This is a genomic window from Micromonospora sp. WMMD987, assembly GCF_029581435.1.
Taxonomy (GTDB): Bacteria; Actinomycetota; Actinomycetes; order Mycobacteriales; family Micromonosporaceae; genus Micromonospora; species Micromonospora rifamycinica.
In genome coordinates, this window is sequence record NZ_CP120861.1 from 900,662 (window position 1) to 920,811 (window position 20,150).

Below are 20,150 nucleotides of genomic sequence, written 5' to 3' on the forward strand. Positions count from 1 at the left end.
CCCTTCCCGTTCGTCGACACCGAGGCGGTCCCGTGATGTATGACAACGACCCTGCCGGCGACCCGACCCAGCTCCTGGCCGTGGTGGGCATGGCCGGGCGGTTCCCGAACGCCCCCGACCTGGACGCGTTCTGGCAGCTGCTGGCCGACGGCGGCGACGCCATCCGGCCGGTGCCGCCCGAGCGCTGGGACGCCACCGCCCAGCTCGACCCGGAGCGGGCGGTGCAGGACGTCGGCGGCTTCCTCGACGACGTCGACCAGTTCGACCCCGGGTTCTTCGGCATCTCCCCCCGGGAGGCCGCGGACATCGACCCACAGCAACGGCTGATGCTGGAGGTGGCCTGGCGGGCGCTGGAGGACGCCGGCCAGCCGGCCGCCGCCCTGCGCGGCACCCGCACCGGCGTGTACGTCGGCGCGTCCTGGCACGACTACGAGATCCTCCGCAAGGAACGGGGTGCCACCGCCACCCAGCACAGCACGGTCGGCAACGCCCTGGACGTGATCGCCGCCCGGGTCTCGTACTTCCTGGGGCTCACCGGCCCGTCGCTGGTGGTGGAGACCGGTTGCTCGTCGTCGCTGGTGGCGTTGCACCTGGCCGGCCAGGCGCTGCGCACCGGGGAGATCGACGCGGCACTGGTCGGCGGGGTCAACCTGATCCTCGCGCCGGACGTCTCGATCGGGCTCACCCACTTCGGCGGGCTGTCCCCGCAGGGCCGGTGCAAGGCGTTCGCGGCGGACGCCGACGGGTTCGTCCGGGCCGAGGGCATCGCCGGGCTGTACCTCAAGCGGCTGGACCGGGCGCTCGCCGACGGCGACCGCATCCAGGGCGTCGTCGTGCGGACCGTGGTCAACAACGACGGCGGCGGGGACAGCCTGGTCACCCCGAACCCGGCGGGCCAGGAGGACCTGCTGCGCCGGGCGTACGTCGAGGGCGGCATCCCGCTGGACCGGCTCGCCTACGTGGAGGCGCACGGCACCGGCACCGGCCGGGGCGACCCGGTCGAGGCCGAGGCCCTCGGCCGGGTCGCCGGTCAGGCGCGGGACGCCTCCGCCGGCCCGCTGCCGATCGGCTCGGTCAAGACCAACATCGGGCACACCGAGGCGACCGCCGGCCTGGCCGGGCTGCTCAAGGTGCTGCTCGCGATCCGGCACCGCACCGTGCCGGCCACCCGGCACCACGGCGAGCTGAACCCGGGCATCGACTTCGCCGGTCTGCGCCTGCGGGTGGCGACCGGCCCGGTGGCGCTCCCCGACGAGCCGGTCTTCCTCGGCGTGAACTCGTTCGGCTGGGGCGGCACCAACGCGCACGTCGTCGTCGCCGACCCGCCGCGTGAGCCGGCCGGCGCCGAACCGGCGTCACCGACGCTCGGCGTCCCGGCCGTGCTGCCGGTCTCCGCGCACTCCTCCGCCGCCCTGGCCGAGCGGGTCCGGCAGGTGCGCGACCTGATCGCCCACGGCACCGACCCGGTGCAGCTGGCCGGCGCGCTCGCGCACCGCGCGGACCACTTCCCGCTGCGGGTGGCCGCGCTCGCCACCGATACCGCCGCGACGCTGGACCGGCTCGACACCTGGTCCACCGACCACGACGCCGACGTCGACGGGCTGGTCACCGGCCGTGCCGAGCCGGTCGGCCGGGTCGCCTTCGTCTTTCCCGGACAGGGCTCGCAGTGGGCGGCGATGGGCCGCGACCTGTACGCCGCCAGCCCGGTGTTCCAGTCGGTGGTGGACCGCTGCGCGCGGGCCATCGCGCCGCACGTCGACTGGGACCTGGCCGGGGTGCTGTCCGGGGCGGCCGGGACCGGCTGGACGTCCCGGGTGGACATGGTGCAGCCGGCGCTGTGGGCGATGTCGGTCGGGCTCGCCGAGCTGTGGCGGCACGCCGGTGTCACCCCGGACGTGGTGATCGGGCACAGTCAGGGCGAGGTCTCCGCCGCGACCGTGGCCGGGATTTTGTCCTACGAGGACGCCGCACTGGTCGTCGCCACCCGTAGCGCGCTCGCCGTACGGGCCTCCGGCCGGGGTCGGATGCTCTCCGTGGCGCTCGACCCGGAGGCGGCGCGGGCCGCGCTGGCCGGGTTCGAGGACCTGGTGTCGCTGGCGGTCGAGAACGGGCCGGCCTCCTGCGTGCTCTCCGGCGACGGCGACGCCGTGCTCGCGCTGCGCGAGATCCTGGAGGCGGACGGCGTGCACTGCCGGCTGGTCGACGTCGACTACGCCTCGCACAGCCCGCAGATGGACGCGCTCACCCCCGACCTGACCGCCGCGCTCGCCACGATCACCCCGGTCGACGGGACGGTCGAGCTGGTCTCGACGGTCCGGGGGAGCACCCTGTCCGGTCCCGAGCTGGACGCGGCGTACTGGGCCGAGAACCTGCGTCGGCCGGTGCGCTTCCTGACCACCGTCGACGAACTGGTCGACGGGGGCGTCACCCACCTGGTCGAGATCAGCCCGCACCCGGTCCTGCTGACCGCGATCGAGCAGATCGCCGCGTCGCGCCCGGTGCCGCCCCGGGTGCTGGTCACCCTGCGCCGCGACGCCGGAACGGTGGAGGACCTGGCCGCCGCGTTCGCCACCGCGTACGTGGCCGGGCTGGCCCCGCACGCCTACCTGCCACCGGGCCGGACCGTCCGGCTGCCCGGCATCGCCTGGCAGCGCACCCGGAACTGGACGGAGGGCGGCCGGCGGCGTGGCGGCCGGCTCGGGCTCGACGTCGCCGTCGTCCCGTCGGCCAGCGAGCCCGACCTGTGGCAGGGTGACCTGGAGATCGGCACCGGGAGCCACCCGTGGCTCGCCGACCACCGGGTGCACGACGCGGTGGTGGTGCCCGGCGCGGCGATGCTCGCCATCGCCCTGGCCACCGGTCGGTCCCGCACCGGTCAGGAGCCGACCGTGCTGCGCGACGTCCGGTTCAGCGCCGACCTCACCCTGACCGGCGACGCGACGGCCCAGGTCGGCGCGCTGTGGCGCGACGACGTCACCGAGGGCGGATCGTTCACGCTCTGCTCGCTGGCCTCCGACGGCTCCGGCTGGACCACCCACGCCACGGCCCGCGTCCAGCAGTCCGCCGCCACCACACCGGTGCCCTTCCCGGCCGGACTGGTCGGGCCGGACCCGGTCGGGGCGGACGACTTCTACGCGGCGTGCGAACGGCGCGGGCTGCGCTACGGTCCGGCGCTGCGGGGCGTCCGCCGGGTGTCGGTCGACGGTGCCCGCGCCCTCGGCGAACTGGAACTGCCGGCGAAGTGCCGGGCCGGCGCGTCGGCCGCCCTGCACCCCGCGCTGTGGGACGCGGCCCTGCAGGTCAGCCTCGCCCTCGACGAGGGCACCGGCACGGTGGTGCCGACCGGGGTGCAGCGGGTCGAACGGCACCGGGCCACCGTGCCGACGGCCGGCTGGTCGTACGCCGAGCGACGTGACGACGGCCGGTACGACGTGCACGTGTTCGACACCGGGCGCGAGCCGGTGCTCAGCATGATCGGCCTGCAGCTTCAGGAGTTGACGCTGACCGCCGGTGACGACCCGGACGCGGCGCTGCTGCACCGGCTGGCGTTCCGGCCCGCGCCCCGCCCCGAGCCGGCGACGCTGCCCGGCCGGTGGCTCGTCGCCGGGACCGGCCCGCTGGCCGCCGCCCTGCCCGGGGAGGAGTTGACCGACCCGGCCGACCTGGCCACGGCGGAGCCGGCGGGCGTCGTGTTCGTCGTCCCGACCGACGGGTCGCGGCAGCGTGCCGCGCTGGTCGGGCTCACCGAGCTGACCCGGGCCGCCGCGGCGCTGCCCATGCCGCCGCGGATCGCGGTGGTGACCACCGACGCCCAGGCGGTCACCGCCGACGACCTGCCGGATCCGGGAGCCGCCATGTTCTGGGGCTTCACCCGGGTGCTGCGCCGTGAACACCCGGAACTCGCCCCGACGCTCGTCGACGTCGACGCCACCGACGACCCGGTCGTGGCGGCGCTCGCCGTGGTCGCCGAGCTGGCCACCACCGACGGCGACGACCAGGTGGTGCTGCGTGGCGTGGACCGCTGGGTGGGCCGGATCGTGGTCGGCCGGGCGGAGCCCGACGAGGAGCCGCCCGCGTGGCGTACCCCGGTGCAGCCGTTCCGCCTGGTGCCGGCGCGACCGGGCCGGTGGGACGGGCTGGAGTTCCGGCCGCGCTCCCCGGGCGTCCCGGCCGCCGGGGAGGTGCAGGTCGAGGTGACCGCCGCCGCGCTCAACTTCATCGACGTGATGAAGGCGATGGGCACCTACCCGGACCCGGTCGGCGGGGAACTGCTCGGCGGCGAGTGCGCCGGACGGGTCACCGCCGTGGGCGCCGACGTCACCGGCTTCGCCGTCGGCGACCGGGTGGTCGCCTGCGCGTTCGGTGCGATCGCCTCGCACCTGACGGTCGCCGCCGGACGGGTCCGCGCCCTGCCGGCCGACCTCGGCGACGCCGAGGCCGCGGCGCTGCCACTGGTGACGCTGACCGCCTGGTACGCGCTGGCCGACCTGGGCCGGGTGCGGGCCGGCGAGACGGTCCTGGTGCACTCCGCCGCCGGCGGGCTGGGCCTGGCGGCGATCGGTGTCGCCCGCCACCTCGGCGCGGAGGTGCTGGCGACCGCCGGCACCGAGGAGAAGCGGGAGTACCTGCGCGGCCTCGGCGTCCGGCAGGTGTTCGACTCCCGGGACCTGTCCTGGGCCGACGAGGTGCTGGCGGCCACCGGTGGCCGGGGTGTCGACGTGGTGCTCAACTCGCTCACCGGCGCGGCGATCGACGCCGGGCTGGACGTGCTCGCCGAGGACGGCCGGTTCCTGGAGGTCGGCAAGAAGGACGTGTACGCCGGCCGCCGGATCAGCCTGGCCGCGTTCCGCAAGTCGGTCACTGTCGCGGCGATCGACCTGGCCGGTCTGATGGACCGCCGACCGGAACGGTTCGCCCCGCTGTTCACCGAGGTGTGGGACCTGGTGGCCGCCGGCAAGCTGCCGCGCCTGCCGGTGACCTGGTACGACTTCGCCGACGCCGCCGAGGCGCTGCGCACCATGGCCACCGGTCGGCACATCGGCAAGCTGGTGCTGGTGGATCCGACCACGGTCACCGCCGTGGTGCCGGAGCCGATGCCGGGTGGCCGGTTCCGGGCCGACGGCAGCTACGTGATCACCGGCGGCCTGGGCGCGCTCGGCCTGTCGCTGGCCGAGTACGTGGCCGGGCGCGGCGGTGGCGCGCTCGCCCTGCTCGGGCGGCGTGCTCCCGACCCGGACACCGGGGAGCGGATCGCGGCGCTCCGGGCGGCCGGCTGCGACGTCCGGGCGTACCCGGTGGACGTCACCGACCGGGCGGCGTTGGCCGCGGTCCTGGACCGGGTCCGCGCCGGGCAGCCGCCGATCCGGGGGGTGGTGCACGCCGCCGGTGTGCTGGACGACGCGACGGTCGCCACCCTGCGGCCCGAGCAGATCGAGCGCGCGGTGGCCCCGAAGGTGGACGGCGCACGGCACCTGGACGCGTTGACCACCGACGACCCGCTGGACCTGTTCGTGCTCTTCTCCTCGGCCGCCGCCCTGGTCGGCAACGCCGGCCAGGCCGGCTACGCGGCGGGCAACGCCTACCTGGACAGCCTCGCCGAGGCCCGCCGCCGTCGTGGCCGACCGGCGCTGTCGGTCCAGTGGGGACCGTTCGCCGACGTCGGCCTCGCGGCACAGGACGGCAACCGGGGCGATCGGCTGTCCGAACGCGGCATGGGCAGTTTCCCGGTCAGCCGGGCGTGGCCGGCGCTGGCCCGGTTCCTCGACGACGGTGAACGGGTCGTCGGCTACGTCCCGCTGAACGTGCGGCAGTGGTTCGACGCCTACCCGGACACCGCGGCGCTGCCGAGCTGGCAGGAGCTGCGGGCGGAGGGGGGCACCGCCGGCGGCGGGGACGGCACGGTGTTCCTGGAACGGCTGCACGGCGCGGCGGCGGACGCCCGGGTGCCGCTGGTGGAGGAGAAGGTACGGGAGCTGACCGGACGGGTCCTGCGCATCGACCCCGGCGCGGTCGACCAGCAGACCCCGTTCAAGGCGCTCGGGCTCGACTCGCTGATGAGCCTGGAACTGCGTAACCGGTTGGAGTCGGCGTTCGGGCTGAAGCTGTCGCCCACGCTGCTCTGGACCTACGGCACGGCCGGCGCCCTGGCCACCGTGCTGTGCGAGCAACTCCTCGACACCGCTACGGAAACGGAACGAGTGCAGTGACGACGACACCGGGCGGCCCGACGCCGCTGAGCCGTGCCCTGGACACCATCCGCAAACTCCGTCGGCAGCTCGACGAGCAGGGGAGCCGCCAACCGGTCGCGGTCATCGGCGTCGGGCTGCGGCTGCCCGGCGGGATCCACACCATGGACGGGTACTGGCAGGCGCTCACCGAGGGCCGCGACCTGATCAGGCCGATCCCGACGGCCCGTACCGAGCCGTTCGCCGACCAGTGGGCGACGCTGCCCCGCCAGGGCGGGTTCCTCGACGAGGTGCTCAGCTTCGACGCCGGGTACTTCGGGATCAGCCCGCGCGAGGCGGTGGCCCTGGATCCGCAGCACCGGCTGCTGCTGGAGGTGGCGGCGGAGGCGCTGGACCACGCGGCGACCCCGCCGGACCGCCTGGGCGACCAGCGGGTCGGCTGCTACGTCGGCATCACCCACCAGGACTACCGGGAGTGGGAGCCGTCGACCGCGGACGCCTACTGGGCGACCGGCAACGGCCACTGCTTCGCCGTCGGCCGGGTCGCGTACGCGCTGGGCCTCACCGGTCCGGCGGTGGCGGTGGACACCGCGTGCTCGTCGTCGCTGGTCGCCCTGCACCAGGCGGTGGCGGCGCTACGGGCCGGCGAGTGCGACCTGGCCCTGGCCGGCGGCGTCAACCTGATCCTGTCGCCGCGGTCGACCCGGCTGCTCGGTCCGGAGATGGGCGCGCTCGCCCCGGACGGGCGGTGCAAGGCGTTCGACGCCCGCGCCAACGGCTTCACCCGGGGTGAGGGCTCGGTCGTGCTGGTGCTCAAGCGGCTCGACGCCGCGGTCCGGGACGGCGACACCGTGCTCGCCGTGGTCAAGGGGTCCGCGCTCAACCAGGACGGCCGGTCCTCCGGGTTCACCGCGCCGAACGTGCTGGCGCAGACCGCGTTGCTGCGCTCGGCGCTGGCCGACGCCGGCCTCACCGCCGCCGAGATCGGGCTGGTGGAGACGCACGGCACCGGCACGGCGCTGGGCGACCCGATCGAGGTCGAGGCCCTGGCCACGGTGCTCGGACGCCCACGTGGCACGGACGCGCCGCTGCTGATCGGGGCCGCCAAGACGAACCTCGGCCACCTGGAGGCCGCGGCGGGCGTGGTCGGCATCCTCAAGGCGATCCTCTCGTTACGGCACGGGCAGGTGCCGCCGCTCGTGCACTTCGGCACGCTCAACCCGCGTATCGACCTGACCGGCACCGCGATCACCCTGCCCACCGAGGTGCTGGCCTGGGACGAGGCGGCTACGAATCGGCACGCCGGGGTCAGCTCGTTCGGGATGAGCGGCACGAACGCGCACGTCATCCTCGGCACCGCCGAGTCCGCCGGGGTGACCCCGCCGGCCCGTCCGGCCCCGCAGCAGGTGGCCGGCTTCGAGATCGGCGGGCACACGCCGGAGGCCCTGCGGACGCTCGCCGCCCGCTACCGGGAGCGGCTGGCGACCCTCGACGCGGCGGACTACCCGGCCTTCGCGTACACCGCCGGTCCCGGCCGTCCCCGGCACCGGGTACGCGCCTGGGTGGCCGCCACCGGACCGGCCGCCGCGGTGGAGGCGCTGACGGCGCTGGCCGCCGGTGAGCCGTCGCCCCTGGTGCACGACCTCGCCCCGGACGCCGAACCACCGGCCCCCGCGCCGGACCGCCGGGTGGTCGACCTGCCGGGTTACCCCTGGCAGCGGCAGCGGTACGCCCCGGCGACGCAGACCCCGCCCGCGTCGGGCACCCCCCTGCACGAGCTGGCCTGGCTGCCGCTACCGGAGCCGGGGCGGGTCGAGGGTCGTCCGGTCGTGGTGCTGGGTGACGACACGGAACTGACCGCGCTGATCGCATCCCGCGCCCGCGCGGCGGGCCGCCGGGTGATCCCGCCCGGTGCGGCGGGGCCGGCCGAGCCGACCTGCGTGCTGCTGGCGTACGCGGCACCGGCGCTGCCGGCGACCACCGGCGACGCCCGGTCGATCGACGCGACGGCGGCCCTGTGTGCCACGGTCACCGCCACGCTGCGCGAGCTGCCGGCGCACCATCGGGGCGTGCTGCTGACCCGGGGTGCCCGCCGGGTGGGCGGCGACGACGAGGTGCCGGCCACCGGGCACGGCGCGCTGCACGGCCTGGCCCCCGTGCTGGGTCTGGAGTCCACCGGGTACGCCGGGATCGTCGACCTGCCGGCGGACCCGGACGCGGCCGACGTCGACGCCCTGCTGCGGGCGCTGCCCGACGGCGGACCCGAGGATCTGCTCGCGGTCCGCGACGGGCGGGTGTTCACCGGCCGGTTGCGCCCCTCGGTGCCCACCGCGACCGCCGAACCGCAGCCGCTGCGGGCCGAGGCGACCTACCTGGTCACCGGTGGGCTCGGCGGGGTCGGCCGGGTGCTCGTCGACGACCTGGTCCGCCGGGGTGCCCGGCACCTGTCGCTGCTCGGCCGGCGGCCCGAGGACGCCCTGCCGGCCGCCGCGACCGAACTGCTCGCCCGGCTCCGGTCGGCCGGTGTCGACGCGCGTTACGCGGCGGTCGACTGTGCCGACCCGGTGGCGCTGGCCGGGGCGCTGGCCGTCGAGGACCGCCCGGTGGCCGGCGTGCTGCACGCGGCGGGCACGATCGCCCGCACCCCGCTGTCCGCGGTGGACGACGCCGCGTTCGCCGGGGCGCTGCGCGCCAAACTGGCCGGTGCCTGGTGGCTGCACCTGCTCCTGGCCGACCGGCCGCTGGACTTCTTCACCGTCGTCTCGTCGGTGTCGGCGCTCTGGGGCACCGACGGCTACGCCGCGTACGCCGCCGCCAACGGCGCGGCCGAACTGGTGGTCCGGCACCGCGCCGGGCTGGGTCTGCCGGCCGGCACTGTCGCGTACGGGCCGTGGGCCGGCGACGGCATGGTCGACGCCGACGCCCTCGCCGACCTGGCCCGGGGCGGCGTGGGCGCGGTACCGCCCGGGGACGGGGCCGCGGCGCTGGCCGCCCCGGCCACCGGGCCGGAGTCGTCCGTCGTGTGCTGCCCGGCCGACTGGGGCCGGCTGGACGCGGTGCTGGCCGGTCGCCACCCGCGTGCCCTGCTCCGTGAGCTGGCCCCGGTCACCCGACCGGCTGTCGCGTCGACCGCCCCGGTGCCGCTGCGGGACCTGCCCGAGCTGGCCCGGCCGGCTGCCGCCCGGGACGCGGTCCGGGAGGCGGTGGCCCGGGTGCTGGGTTACCCGACGACCGCCGAGATCCGCGACGACCAGGGTTTCTTCGACCTCGGGCTCGACTCGATGATGGCGATCGACCTGCTCGACGCGCTCGGCGGTCGGTTCGGGGTCCGGCTGGCGACGGCGGACATCTTCGACCATCCGACGGTGGCCGACCTGGGTGCGTTCGTCCTGGACCGGGTGACCGGCCCGACGGCCTCCGACCGGCGACCGTCGCCCCCCGTCCCGCCGTCGCCGGTGGCGGCCGGGACGCACCCTGCCGTGCCGTCGCCGGTGGCGGCCGGGACGGCTGCCGCGTCGCCGTCGCCGCTGGTGGCCGACGCGGCGGCCGCGTCGCCGCTGGTGGTCGGGGCGGCGGCCGCGTCGCCGCTGGTGGTCGGGGTGGCGGCCGCGTCGCCGCTGGTGGTCGGGGTGGAGCCGGCCGCGCCGTCGTCGCCGGTGGTCGGGGCGGAGCCGCTGCGGCCCGCACCGGCGCGGCCGGCGACGTCGGACCGGCCCGGACAGCCGGCCCCGGCCGCCGGTCCGATCGCCATCGTCGGCATGGCCGGGCGCTTTCCCGGCGCCGACTCGGTCGACGAGCTGTGGGACCTGCTGACCGGTGGCCGTGACGGCGTCGGTCCGGTGCCCGCGGACCGGTGGGACGGAGCCGCCCTGCACGACGCCGACCAGCTGCGGGCCGGCAGCATCACCACCGACCAGGGCGGTTTCCTCCGGGACGTGGACCGGTTCGACGCCGCCTTCTTCGACATTCCGGGCCGGGAGGCGGAGAGCCTCGACCCGCAGCAGCGGCTGCTGCTGGAGACGGCCTGGCACGCGTTCGAGGACGCCGGTGTCGACCCGCGCAGCCTGCGGGGCAGCCGTACCGGCGTGTTCGTCGGCATCTCCAACAGCGACTACGCGCGTCTGCTGGAGCGGGGCGGCCTGGACGGGCTGGACGCCTACTTCGGCACCGGCACCGCGCTCAACGCGGCGGCCGGCCGGCTCAGCTACCTGTACGGCTTCGAGGGTCCGGCGATGGCGATCGACACCGCGTGCTCGTCGTCGCTGGTCGCGCTGCACCTCGCGATCCGGTCCCTGCGGTCGGGGGAGTCGCGGACCGCGCTGGTGGGCGGGGTGAACGTCATCGCCGCGCCGGCCGCCTCGGTGGCGGTCAGCCGGGCGCACATGCTCTCGCCGACCGGTCGCTGCCGCACGTTCAGCGCCCAGGCGGACGGCTTCGTCCGCTCGGAGGCGGTGGCGATGGTGGTGCTCAAGCCACTCGACGAGGCCCGACGGGCAGGCGACCGGGTGCTCGCGGTGCTGCACGGCAGCGCGGTCAACTCCGACGGCGCGTCGACCGGGCTGACCGCACCGAACGGGCGGGCGCAGCAGGCGGTGATCCGGTCGGCGCTCGCCGACGCCGGGGTCGACGGGGCCGAGGTGTCCTACCTGGAGGCGCACGGCACCGGGACGGCGCTGGGCGATCCGGTCGAGGTCTCCGCCGCCTGGCGGGTGCTGGGCTCCGGCCGGCGACCGGACGATCCGCTGTACCTCGGATCGGTGAAGAGTAACGTCGGTCACTGCGAGTCGGCGTCCGGCCTGGTGTCGCTGGCCAAGACGGTGCTCGCCCTGCGGCACGGGCGCATCCCGGCCGACCTGCACTACGCCGAACCGAATCCGCAGATCGACTGGGCCGGCATGAACGTCCGGGTGGTGGACACCGCCGTGGCGTGGCCGGCGGCGGGTGGCCGGCGGCTGGCCGGGATCTCGGCGTTCGGCTTCTCCGGCACGAACGCGCACGTGATCGTCGGCGCGGCACCGGCCGCGGAGCCACCGCCGGCCGGCCGCCCACCGTTCGTCCTGCCGCTGTCCGGGTCGGACCCGGCGGGCCTGGAGCGGGTCACCGCGGCCTGGCGCGACGCGCTCGCCGGTGATCCGGCCGAGGAGCGGGTGGCCGCGCTCGCCGCGCTCGCCGGGTCGGGGCGGTCCCACCTGCGCGCCCGCCGGGCGGTCGTCGGCCGCACCGGCGCGGACCTGCTCGCCGGGCTGGCGGGGCCGCCGCCGCAGGTCGGCACCGGCCGGCCGCCCCGGGTGGCGTTCCTCTTCTCCGGCCAGGGCAGCCAGTACTTCGGGATGGCCCGCGAGCTGTACGAGACCGAGCCGGTGTTCCGGGAGCGCTTCGACGAGTGCGACACGCTGCTCACCCCCCAGCTCGGTGCCCCGCTCACCGAACTGCTCTGGACCGGTGCCGACCGGGAGCGGATCCACCAGACGGAGGTGACCCAGCCCGCGCTGGTCGCCCTGCACCTGTCACTGGTCGCCCTGTGGGCCTCCTGGGGGGTCACCGCGACCGCCGTGCTCGGCCACAGCGTCGGCGAGATCTCCGCCGCCGTCCACGCCGGGGTGCTCGACCTGGCCGACGGCCTGTTCCTGATCAGCCGGCGCTCCCGGCTGATGCAGCGGTCCGCCCCGGGCGCGATGGTGGCGGTGACCGCCACCGAGGCCGAGGTCGCCGACCGGATCGCCGGCCAGCCCCTGGACATCGCCGCGGTCAACGGGCCGCGCGCCGTCGTGGTGGCCGGACCGGCCGACGCCGTGGACGCGTTCACCGCCGCCTGCCGGGCCGACCGGATCGGGACGCAACGCCTGGTCGTCTCGCACGCCTTCCACTCCTGGCTGATGGAGCCGGTACTGGACGAGTTGCGGTCGGCGGTCGCCACGGTGACGCACCGGCCGCCGGTGCTGCCGATCGTGAGCAACGTGACCGGTCGGCCCGCCGAGGGCTACGACGCCGACTACTGGACCCGGCACGTCCGGCAGCCGGTGCGCTTCGGCGCCGGGGTGCAGGCGCTGCGCGACCTCGGGGCCGACGTGTTCGTCGAGATCGGACCGGGTCGTACGCTCACCGGCCTGGTGACGGCCGGCGGCCTGCTGCCGTCCGGGGGCGCGTTGCCGTCGATGCGGCGTGGGGCGTCCGACCGGGCCGTCCTGCTCGACGCGGTGGCCCGGCTGTACGAGCTGGGGCAGCCGGTCGAGTGGGCCGCGGTGCAGGGCCGGGCGACCGGGGCGGCACCGGTCTACCCGTTCGCCGACACCCGGTTCTGGGTGCCGTCGGCCCCGGCCCGGCCGTCGTCCGCGGCGACCGGTACCGGACCGCACTGGGGTGGCGAGGTCCAGTCGCCCGCGCTGCGGACCGCCCGGGTCTTCGAGTTCCCGCGCACCACCGCCTTCCCGGCCTACCTGACCGACCACCGCCTGTACGACACGGTGGTCACCCCGGCCGCCTCGCACCTGGCGACGGCGCTGTCCGCGCTCGCCGGGGGCGGCGCGGCGCTGACGCTCACCGACATGGTCTGCCCGAGGGCGTTGGTCGTCGCCGAGGGTGAGGAGTACCGGGTGCAGCTGGTCGCGGACACCGCGACCGGTCACCTCGCCGTGCACAGCCTGCTCGACGACGAGCGGCGGCAGTGGCAGGAGCACCTCTCCGGCCGGTTGACCGCCGACGGGGCGGGGCGGGCGGCCCCGACGGAGACGGACCGGGGGGAGTTCGTCACCGGTGCCGACCGGCACCTCTCCGGGACGGCGTTCTACGCCTACTTCGCGGCCCTCGGGTACACCCTCGGCCCGTCCTTCCGGTGGATCGCCGACGTGTGGATCCGGGGTGGGGAGGCCCTGGTCCGCTACGCGCCACCGGCGCTGCCCGACGATCCGGCGTGCTACGAGCTGTATCCGGGTCTCATCGACTCGTGCTTCCAGAGCATCGCCGGGTTCCTGGTCGACGACCGGGTCGCCGAGGCTGCGTCGCTGGCCATCCCGTTCTCGGCGGCCCGGATCGCCTTCCCGGCCGGCCCCCGGCCGACCGGTGAGCTGTGGGGGCACGTCCGGGTGCGGTCGGCCGAGCCGCTGGCCGGCGGGCGCAGCCGGGTGGACGCCGCCGACCTGCACCTGTTCACCGCCGGTGGCGAGAGCCTGATGGTGGTGGACGACTTCCGGGTCCGGCACGCGCCGCGTGAGCTGCTGCGGCAGAGCCTGCGCGAGGAGCGGTCCCACCTGTACACGGTGGACTGGACCCCGGTGGAGGTCGCGGAGCGTCCGGTCGGTCGGCGGCACGTCGTCGGGCTGACCGGCGCGGGTGCCTTCGTCGACGAGTTGGCCGCCGCCCTGCGCCGCGCCGGGCACACCGTCGCCCCGGACGGCCCGGTCGACCTGGTGGTGGACGCCCGCTGGGCCGGACCCGACGGGGCGGAGCCGCTGGAGGCGGTCCGGGAACTGGCCGGGGCACTGCGGGCGGGCCGCCCGACGGTGCCGTACGCGGTGCTCGCCCCGGCCGGCCCGGACGGGGCGCCGCTGCGGGAGACGCTGTGGGGTCTGCTCACCGCGCTGGAGACGGAGGAGCCGGACCGTCGGCTGCTGCGGGTCGAGACCGACCGGACGACGGTGGACCGGTTGGCGGCGACGCTGACCGGGGCGTTCGACGACGGGTGCACCGAGCCCCGGTTGCGGGTGGCGGCCGGAGCGGTCACCGGCGCCCGGCTGGTGCCGGCGCGACCTCGGCCCGCCGGTCGTGGCTGGCCGTCCGGGGTGCTGATCACCGGCGGTCTGGGTGCGCTCGGCCTGAGCACCGCCCGGCTGCTGGTCGAGCGGGGGACCAGGGCGCTCACCCTGGTGGGCCGGTCCGCGCCGGGTGCGGGTGCGCGCCGGGTCCTGGACTCGCTCACCGGGCAGGGCGTCCGGATCGAGGTGGTGCGGGGTGACGTCGCCGATCCCCGGGTGTGCGCCGAGGCGGTGGCCGCCGCCGACCGGCTCGGTCCGCTCGACGCCGTCCTGCACCTGGCGGGGACGACCGCCGACGGCGCGTTCGGTACGGCGTCGGCGTCGGCGTACGACGGGGTCTTCGCCGGCAAGGTGGACGGTGCGGCGGCGCTCGCCTCGGCGCTGCGGGGTCGGGAGCTGAGCGCCTTCGTGCTGTACTCCTCGGTCTCCTCGGTGCTCGGCTCGGCCGGTCAGACCGGCTACGCCGCCGCGAACGGCTACCTGACCGGGCTGGCCGAGGCGTTGCGGGCCGAGGGTGTCCGGGCGGTGAGCGTCGCCTGGGGACCGTGGGTGCCGGACGGCGAGCAGGGCCTGGCCGGGACCGACGTGGTACGGCGGGCGGCCGAGCGGTACCACGTCCGACCGTTGACCGACGGGGACGCCGCGCCGGTGCTGGCGGCGGCGCTGGACGGCGACCTGCACCGGTTGGTCGCGGTCGCGGTCGACCTGCCCCGCTACGCCGCGCTGGTCGCCGGCCATCCCCGGGCGGCCCTGGTGGCGGCGGCGGCACCGGAGCCGGCCGCCGCCGTGGACGCCGCGCCGCCGCCGTCGGGGTGGCTCGGGGAGCGGGTGGCCGACCTGGCGGAGGCGGACGCTCCGGGGGTGCTGCGCGACGCGGTGGCGACGATGGTGGCGGAGACCCTGGGCAGTCCGGTGCCGGTGGACGAGCACTCCGGCTTCGCCGAGCTGGGCCTCGACTCGATCATGGCGATCGACCTGCGGACCCGGTTGGCGTACGGCCTGGGCCGGGAACTACCGGCGACGGTGGCGCTCGACCATCCGACGGTGGTGGCCCTGAGCGCCTACCTGACCACGGAACTGCTCGGTGCCCGGACACCGGTGCCGCAGTCCCCGGCGCGTCCGGCGGGCCCGGTCGGTCCGGACGACGCCGTGCTGTCCGAGCTGTCCCTCGACGACCTGGTCGCCGCGGCCCGCGAGGACCTCGCCGCCGGCTGGTGAGACACGGAGCAGCCCGGTCACCCTCGCGGTGACCGGGCTGCTGCGTGCCGGGCGTTCAGCGGCCGGCGAGGGCGGCCACGCCGTCGACCACGTCGGCCCAGAGCGCCCGGGGGAGGACGCCGTGCCCGTATCCGGGAAAGGTCATCAACCGGGCGCCCGGGATGGCCTCGGCGGTGGCCCGACCACCGGCGACGTTCCAGATCCGGTCCGCCTCACCGTGCACCACCAGCGCCGGGAGGCGGAGTTCGGCGAGCTGGGCGCGGCGGTCCCGGGAGGCCATCAGCGCGGCCTCGTGCCGCAGCCGGCCGGCCTGGTCGTAGGCCCGGTCGAAGGCGATCCGGCCGCGTTCCCGCAACCAGCGTTCGTCCATGTCGTACCCGGGGGAGCCGATCAGGGCGAACAGGTCGACCATCAGTTGTCCGGCCTGCTCCCCGTTCTCGACCGGCCGGTCCTGGAGCCTCTGCAGGCGCATCGCGGTGCGCATGCTGAGCCGGCCGATCCGGGGCGACGCGGTGGCCGAGATCGACGTCAGGCTCAACACCCGCCCGGGGTGCTCGATCGCGATCTGCTGCGCGATCATCCCGCCGAGGGAGATGCCGACGACGTGCGCCCGCGGCCAGCCCAGCGCGTCGAGCACGGCGACCGCGTCGCCGGCCATGTCCGGCAGCCGGTACGCCGCCTTGCCGGGCCGCAGCATCATGCGCAGGATGGTGGGGCGGCCCGCCTCGTGCAGGTGGGTCGAGGCGCCCACGTCACGGTGGTCGAACCGGGCGACCGTGAAGCCCCGGCCGGCGAAGGCGGCGCACAGGTCGTCGTGCCACATGATCATCTGCATGCCGAGACCCATGACGAGCAGCAGCGGCTCACCGTCGGGGCGGCCCAGACTCTCGTACGCGATATGGATGCCACCCGGGCGGTCGGTGCGCGGCGACACCGCCGTGCCGGCCAGGCGGGCCTGCCCTGATTCGGTCGTCATGCCTGAAGGGTCCTCCGGAGCGCTTGAGCCGGAATCGAGTCACCGGATCAAGCCGCACTCCAGCCGCCCTGCATAGCGTGAGCAGCACAGACAGTTACTCGTCGAAGGGGTCACGATGGATGATCAGCAGGCCACCGTCGCCGCCGTGCTCGATGGCGGACCGGCCGACATCCCGGTCATGATGCGTACCTGTCACGTCACCGGCGACGCGGACACGGTCAAGCTCCCGTGGCTCAACGGGTACGAGCACTTCCACCGGACGACCGCGGGGTCGGACGGCCGGACGGTGTTCACCTGGGTCGGCCGAACGCGGATCGCCGAGTAGCGGTCGAATCCGCGAACTGCGGGTTGGCCGGGATCCGGGCGGTCACCACGAAGCGACCGTCGCGGGGGCCGACCTCCAACTCGCCCCCCACGATGTCGATGCGTTCGGCGAGCCCGGTGAGCCCGGTGCCGTACGAGAAGGGCTGGTCGAGTGCGCCGCCGGCCCCGTCGTCGGCGACCTGCACGACGAACGTGTCACCCTCGTCGACGACCGTGATCCAGCACCGTTGCGCCGAGGCGTGCCGGATCACGTTCGTCGTCGCCTCCCGGACCACCCAGCCGGCCGTCTCGTTGGTCAGCCGCGGCAGGGACAGCGGACCGGCCACGGTCACCGTCACGCCGCAGGCGGTCAGCAGGGCCTCGGAACTCTCCGCCTCGGCCCGCAGCCACACCGTGCGGTAGCCGGAGACGGCCGCGCGCACCTCCGCCAGGGCGTCCCGTGCGGTGGCGCTCACCTCGAGGATCTCGTTGACCGCCCGGTGTGGATCCCGGACGACCATCTGGGCGGCGATCTCGGCCTTCAGGGTGACCGCGGAGAGCCGTTGCCCGAGGATGTCGTGCAGGTCGCGGGCGATGCGCAGCCGCTCCTCGGCGATCGCGAGATGGGTCAGTTCGGTGCGTGCCTCCTGCAACTGCATGGACGTCTCGATCTGCTTGTAGACGGCCACCTGGGTGGCCCCGACGATCACCAGCAGGACCAGGAGTACGACGATCGAGCCGCGTTCGGCGTGCAGCATGAACTGGGCGATGAGGGTGAAGGAGCCGATGAGGCCGGTCAGGATCACCGGCCACCAGCGCAGCGGGAAGTTGATCAGCAGCATGATCGCGGCGAAGACACCCAGACCGGAGAACCAGTCGTAGTGCAGCGTGGGGACCATCAGCGCGCCCAGCGCCAGGGTGAGCAGGACGGTCAGCGGCGCGCGGTTGCCGTGCATCTGCGGGGTGTTGCGAATTATCACCCGGCAGTAGCCGGCGGCGAAAGCCAGCAGAACGGGTAAGAGCCAGATCGATGTGCGGCTGATCGCGCCGACCGGATAGGCCAGGAAGAGCAGGCAGGACAGGCTGAAGAACCGGACTTGCATACCTCGTCGTCGAATCGTCCAATCGCGATGGAAGACGCGCACGGGATCATTCAATCACAAAGTCCACGATGGATCTCTGTGCCGAGATTTGTCATCGGTGGGCGGGACGGTCAGCGCGCCGGACGACCGGCGGTGAGCCCGGCGTCGTCGCCGACCGACCGGCGGGCGGGTCGGTCGATGGGACCGACCGGCGTCGGGGCAGGTCGGGCGGCGCGACCGGCCGGTGCCGGGGAGGCCGTGGGGCGACCGGTGTCGGGGAGGCCGTGGGGTCGACCGGTGTCGGGGCAGGTCGGGCCGGGGGCCGGCCGGTGCCGGCGGGGTCAGGTCGTGAGACCGGCCAGGGTGGCCGCCTGGCCGAGCTGGAAGCTGAAGAAGCCGCGCCGGTCCCGGTCGACCGAGTTGGCGAGCTGGCCGAAGAGCTCGGCGTTGACCGCACCGCAGAGCATGAAGAACATCGTCGCGCTGTCGGCGAGGAGCCGTGGTGGCATGTCGTCGCCGAACCGGGCCGCCACGGTGGCCAGTTCCGTGGCGAACTCCCCGGTGAGGGGCTCGCCGAGTTCCAGCCGGCCGACCTGTAGCGCCTCCTGGAGGATCCGCCCGATCAGCAGGACGACCCGGGTGCCCGGACCGATGGTGTCCTCCGGCGCGCGGTAGCCGGGCACCGGGCTTCCGTAGATCAACGCCCACTCGTGCGGCACCGCCAGGGCGCGGTCGCGGACCGCGTGCCCGACGGCGAGCCAGCGGGCGAGCCCCGGGTCGGCACTCTCGGCGGCCTTCTCGGCGCTCTCCCCCAGTGCGTCGTACGCGTCGATGATCAACGCGGTGAGCAGGTCCTCCCGGCTGGGGAAGTAGCGGTAGACCGCGGACGAGGCCATCCCCATGTCGCGGGCGACGGCGCGCAACGACAGGTTGGCGCCGTCGGCGGCCAGGTGACGCCAGGCCACCGCCTTGAGCTCGGTGACGATCTCGGCCCGGACCCGGGCGCGGAACCCCGATGCCTTCATAGTTGTTAACTGTAGCACTGCTCTGGTTTTGGGCGGCTGCTCGCAAAGCGGTCAGTTGCCCCGGGCGTCGCGACCCGCGCCGGTCCGGTGTCGGTCCGGTCCGTCGGGCACGGGTGTCGACCGATTGGCGAGCTTGCATGTCTTGGCAGCGGGGGCCGCCTCCGCTAACGTCCATGGGAACGCTCCCATGAACTTAGATACATCGATGTGATCAGGAGGAAACACGTCGTGGCTATCCTCTTCCGCCGCCGCAGATCAGCGGCCGTCAGCGTGGCAGCCGTGGCCGGTGCCACCGTTGCCGCCGTCTGTATGACGGCCGGCGGCGCGTCCGCCGGCACCCTGTCCGGACCGCTCTACCGCGACCCGAGTTCGGCCGTCGTCCGCTGGGTCGCCGCCAACCCCGGCGACTCGCGTGCCGCGGTCATCCGCGACAAGATCGCGAGTCAGCCGCAGGCCCGCTGGTTCGCCAACTTCAACCCGTCGACCGCGCAGTCCGAGGCCGCCGCGTTCATCGGGGCCGCCAACGCGGCGCAGCAGATCCCGGTGATGGCGGTGTACCAGATCACCAACCGGGACTGCGGCGGAGCCAGCGCCGGCGGGGCGCCGGACCTCAACCAGTACCAGACCTGGGTGTCCAACTTCTCCCGGGGACTGGGCAACCGGACGGTCATCATCATCCTGGAGACCGACTCCCTCGCCCTGCTGACCTGCCTGAACAACAACGAGATCAACGCCCGCAACCAGGCGATCTCGACGGCCACCCGGACCATGAAGTCGGCCAACCCCAACGCCAAGGTGTACCTCGACGCCGGCCACTCCACCTGGAACAGCGCCAACGAGACCGCCAACCGGCTCCGGGCGGCCGGCGTGCAGTACGCCGACGGCTTCTTCACCAACGTGTCGAACTACAACCCCACCTCCAGTGAGGCGAACTTCGGCCGGTCGGTCATCTCCGCCCTCAACGGCATGGGCATCTCGGGCAAGCGCCAGGTCATCGACACCAGCCGCAACGGCGGCGCCAGCGGGGACTGGTGCGGCGACGACAACACCGACCGGCGCATCGGGCAGTACCCGACGACCAACACCGGCGACAACAACATCGACGCGTACCTCTGGGTGAAGCCGCCGGGTGAGGCGGACGGCTGCCGCTACACGGCCGGCTCGTTCCAGCCGGACCTGGCCTTCAGCCTGGCCAACGGCGCACCCAACCCGCCGACCACGACCCCGCCGACCACCGCGCCGCCGACGACCGCGCCGCCGACCACGGCGCCCCCCACCACGCCGCCGCCGGCGGGTGGCAACGGCTGTTCCGCGTCGGTGACGGTCAACCAGTGGTCCGGCGGGTTCACCGCGGACGTGAAGGTCACCGCGGGCGACAGCGGCATCAACGGCTGGACCGTGACCGTCAACCTGCCCGGCGGTGCCGCCGTCACCAGCGCCTGGAGCGCCCAGAACAGCGGCACCAGCGGAACCGTCCGGTTCACCAACGTGAGCTACAACGGCCAGGTCGGGGCCCGGCAGTCGACCAACTTCGGCTTCCAGGGCACCGGGACCGGCCCGGGCGCCACGGCCACCTGCGCGGCCAGCTGACCCTCCGGCACCGGCGGCCC

7 protein-coding genes are annotated in these 20,150 nt (G+C 75.1%); 4 read left to right on the forward strand and 3 right to left on the reverse strand.

Going from position 1 to position 20,150, the window contains the following annotated elements:
• The first annotated feature begins 35 nt into the window (after positions 1-35).
• Both O7612_RS04080 and O7612_RS04085 read left to right on the forward strand, forming a co-directional pair.
• Positions 36-6,206, forward strand: coding sequence for a type I polyketide synthase (locus O7612_RS04080; protein WP_282270591.1), 6,171 nt, complete (start codon positions 36-38; stop codon positions 6,204-6,206).
• Entirely contained in the window at positions 6,203-15,154 is an 8,952-nt protein-coding gene (locus O7612_RS04085) for a type I polyketide synthase (protein ID WP_282270593.1), read from the forward strand. The genes O7612_RS04080 and O7612_RS04085 overlap by 4 nt, the downstream gene beginning before the upstream one ends.
• A 55-nt stretch (positions 15,155-15,209) precedes the next feature.
• Here O7612_RS04085 and O7612_RS04090 read toward each other — a convergent pair whose 3' ends face one another.
• Complete coding sequence (locus O7612_RS04090) at positions 15,210-16,130, reverse strand: alpha/beta hydrolase (RefSeq protein WP_282270595.1); 921 nt, start codon at positions 16,128-16,130, stop codon at positions 15,210-15,212.
• A gap of 115 nt (positions 16,131-16,245) precedes the next feature.
• Between O7612_RS04090 and O7612_RS04095 the strand changes: the two genes are divergently transcribed.
• Entirely contained in the window at positions 16,246-16,455 is a 210-nt protein-coding gene (locus O7612_RS04095; protein ID WP_282270597.1) for a DUF5988 family protein, read from the forward strand.
• Here O7612_RS04095 and O7612_RS04100 read toward each other — a convergent pair.
• On the reverse strand, positions 16,421-17,536 hold the full coding sequence (locus O7612_RS04100; RefSeq protein WP_282270599.1) for a sensor histidine kinase: 1,116 nt from the start codon (positions 17,534-17,536) through the stop codon (positions 16,421-16,423). The two genes, O7612_RS04095 and O7612_RS04100, sit on opposite strands and share 35 nt — an antisense overlap.
• 320 nt (positions 17,537-17,856) lie before the next feature.
• A complete protein-coding gene (locus tag O7612_RS04105; RefSeq protein ID WP_282270601.1) occupies positions 17,857-18,540 on the reverse strand; it encodes a TetR/AcrR family transcriptional regulator in 684 nt (227 codons plus the stop codon).
• Positions 18,541-18,768: 228 nt separating this feature from the next.
• On the opposite strand from O7612_RS04105, the gene O7612_RS04110 reads away from it, so the two are divergent.
• Entirely contained in the window at positions 18,769-20,130 is a 1,362-nt protein-coding gene (locus O7612_RS04110; RefSeq protein ID WP_282270603.1) for a glycoside hydrolase family 6 protein, read from the forward strand.
• The last annotated feature ends 20 nt before the right edge of the window (positions 20,131-20,150 follow it).

Bases quoted from the DNA above. Each gene is read 5' to 3' on its own strand.
- O7612_RS04100 (WP_282270599.1), bottom strand. From the start codon at position 17,536: ATGCAAGTCCGGTTCTTCAGCCTGTCCTGCCTGCTCTTCCTGGCCTAT.
- O7612_RS04105 (WP_282270601.1), bottom strand. From the start codon at position 18,540: ATGAAGGCATCGGGGTTCCGCGCCCGGGTCCGGGCCGAGATCGTCACC.
- O7612_RS04080 (WP_282270591.1), top strand. From the start codon at position 36: ATGTATGACAACGACCCTGCCGGCGACCCGACCCAGCTCCTGGCCGTG.
- O7612_RS04090 (WP_282270595.1), bottom strand. From the start codon at position 16,130: ATGACGACCGAATCAGGGCAGGCCCGCCTGGCCGGCACGGCGGTGTCG.
- O7612_RS04095 (WP_282270597.1), top strand. From the start codon at position 16,246: ATGGATGATCAGCAGGCCACCGTCGCCGCCGTGCTCGATGGCGGACCG.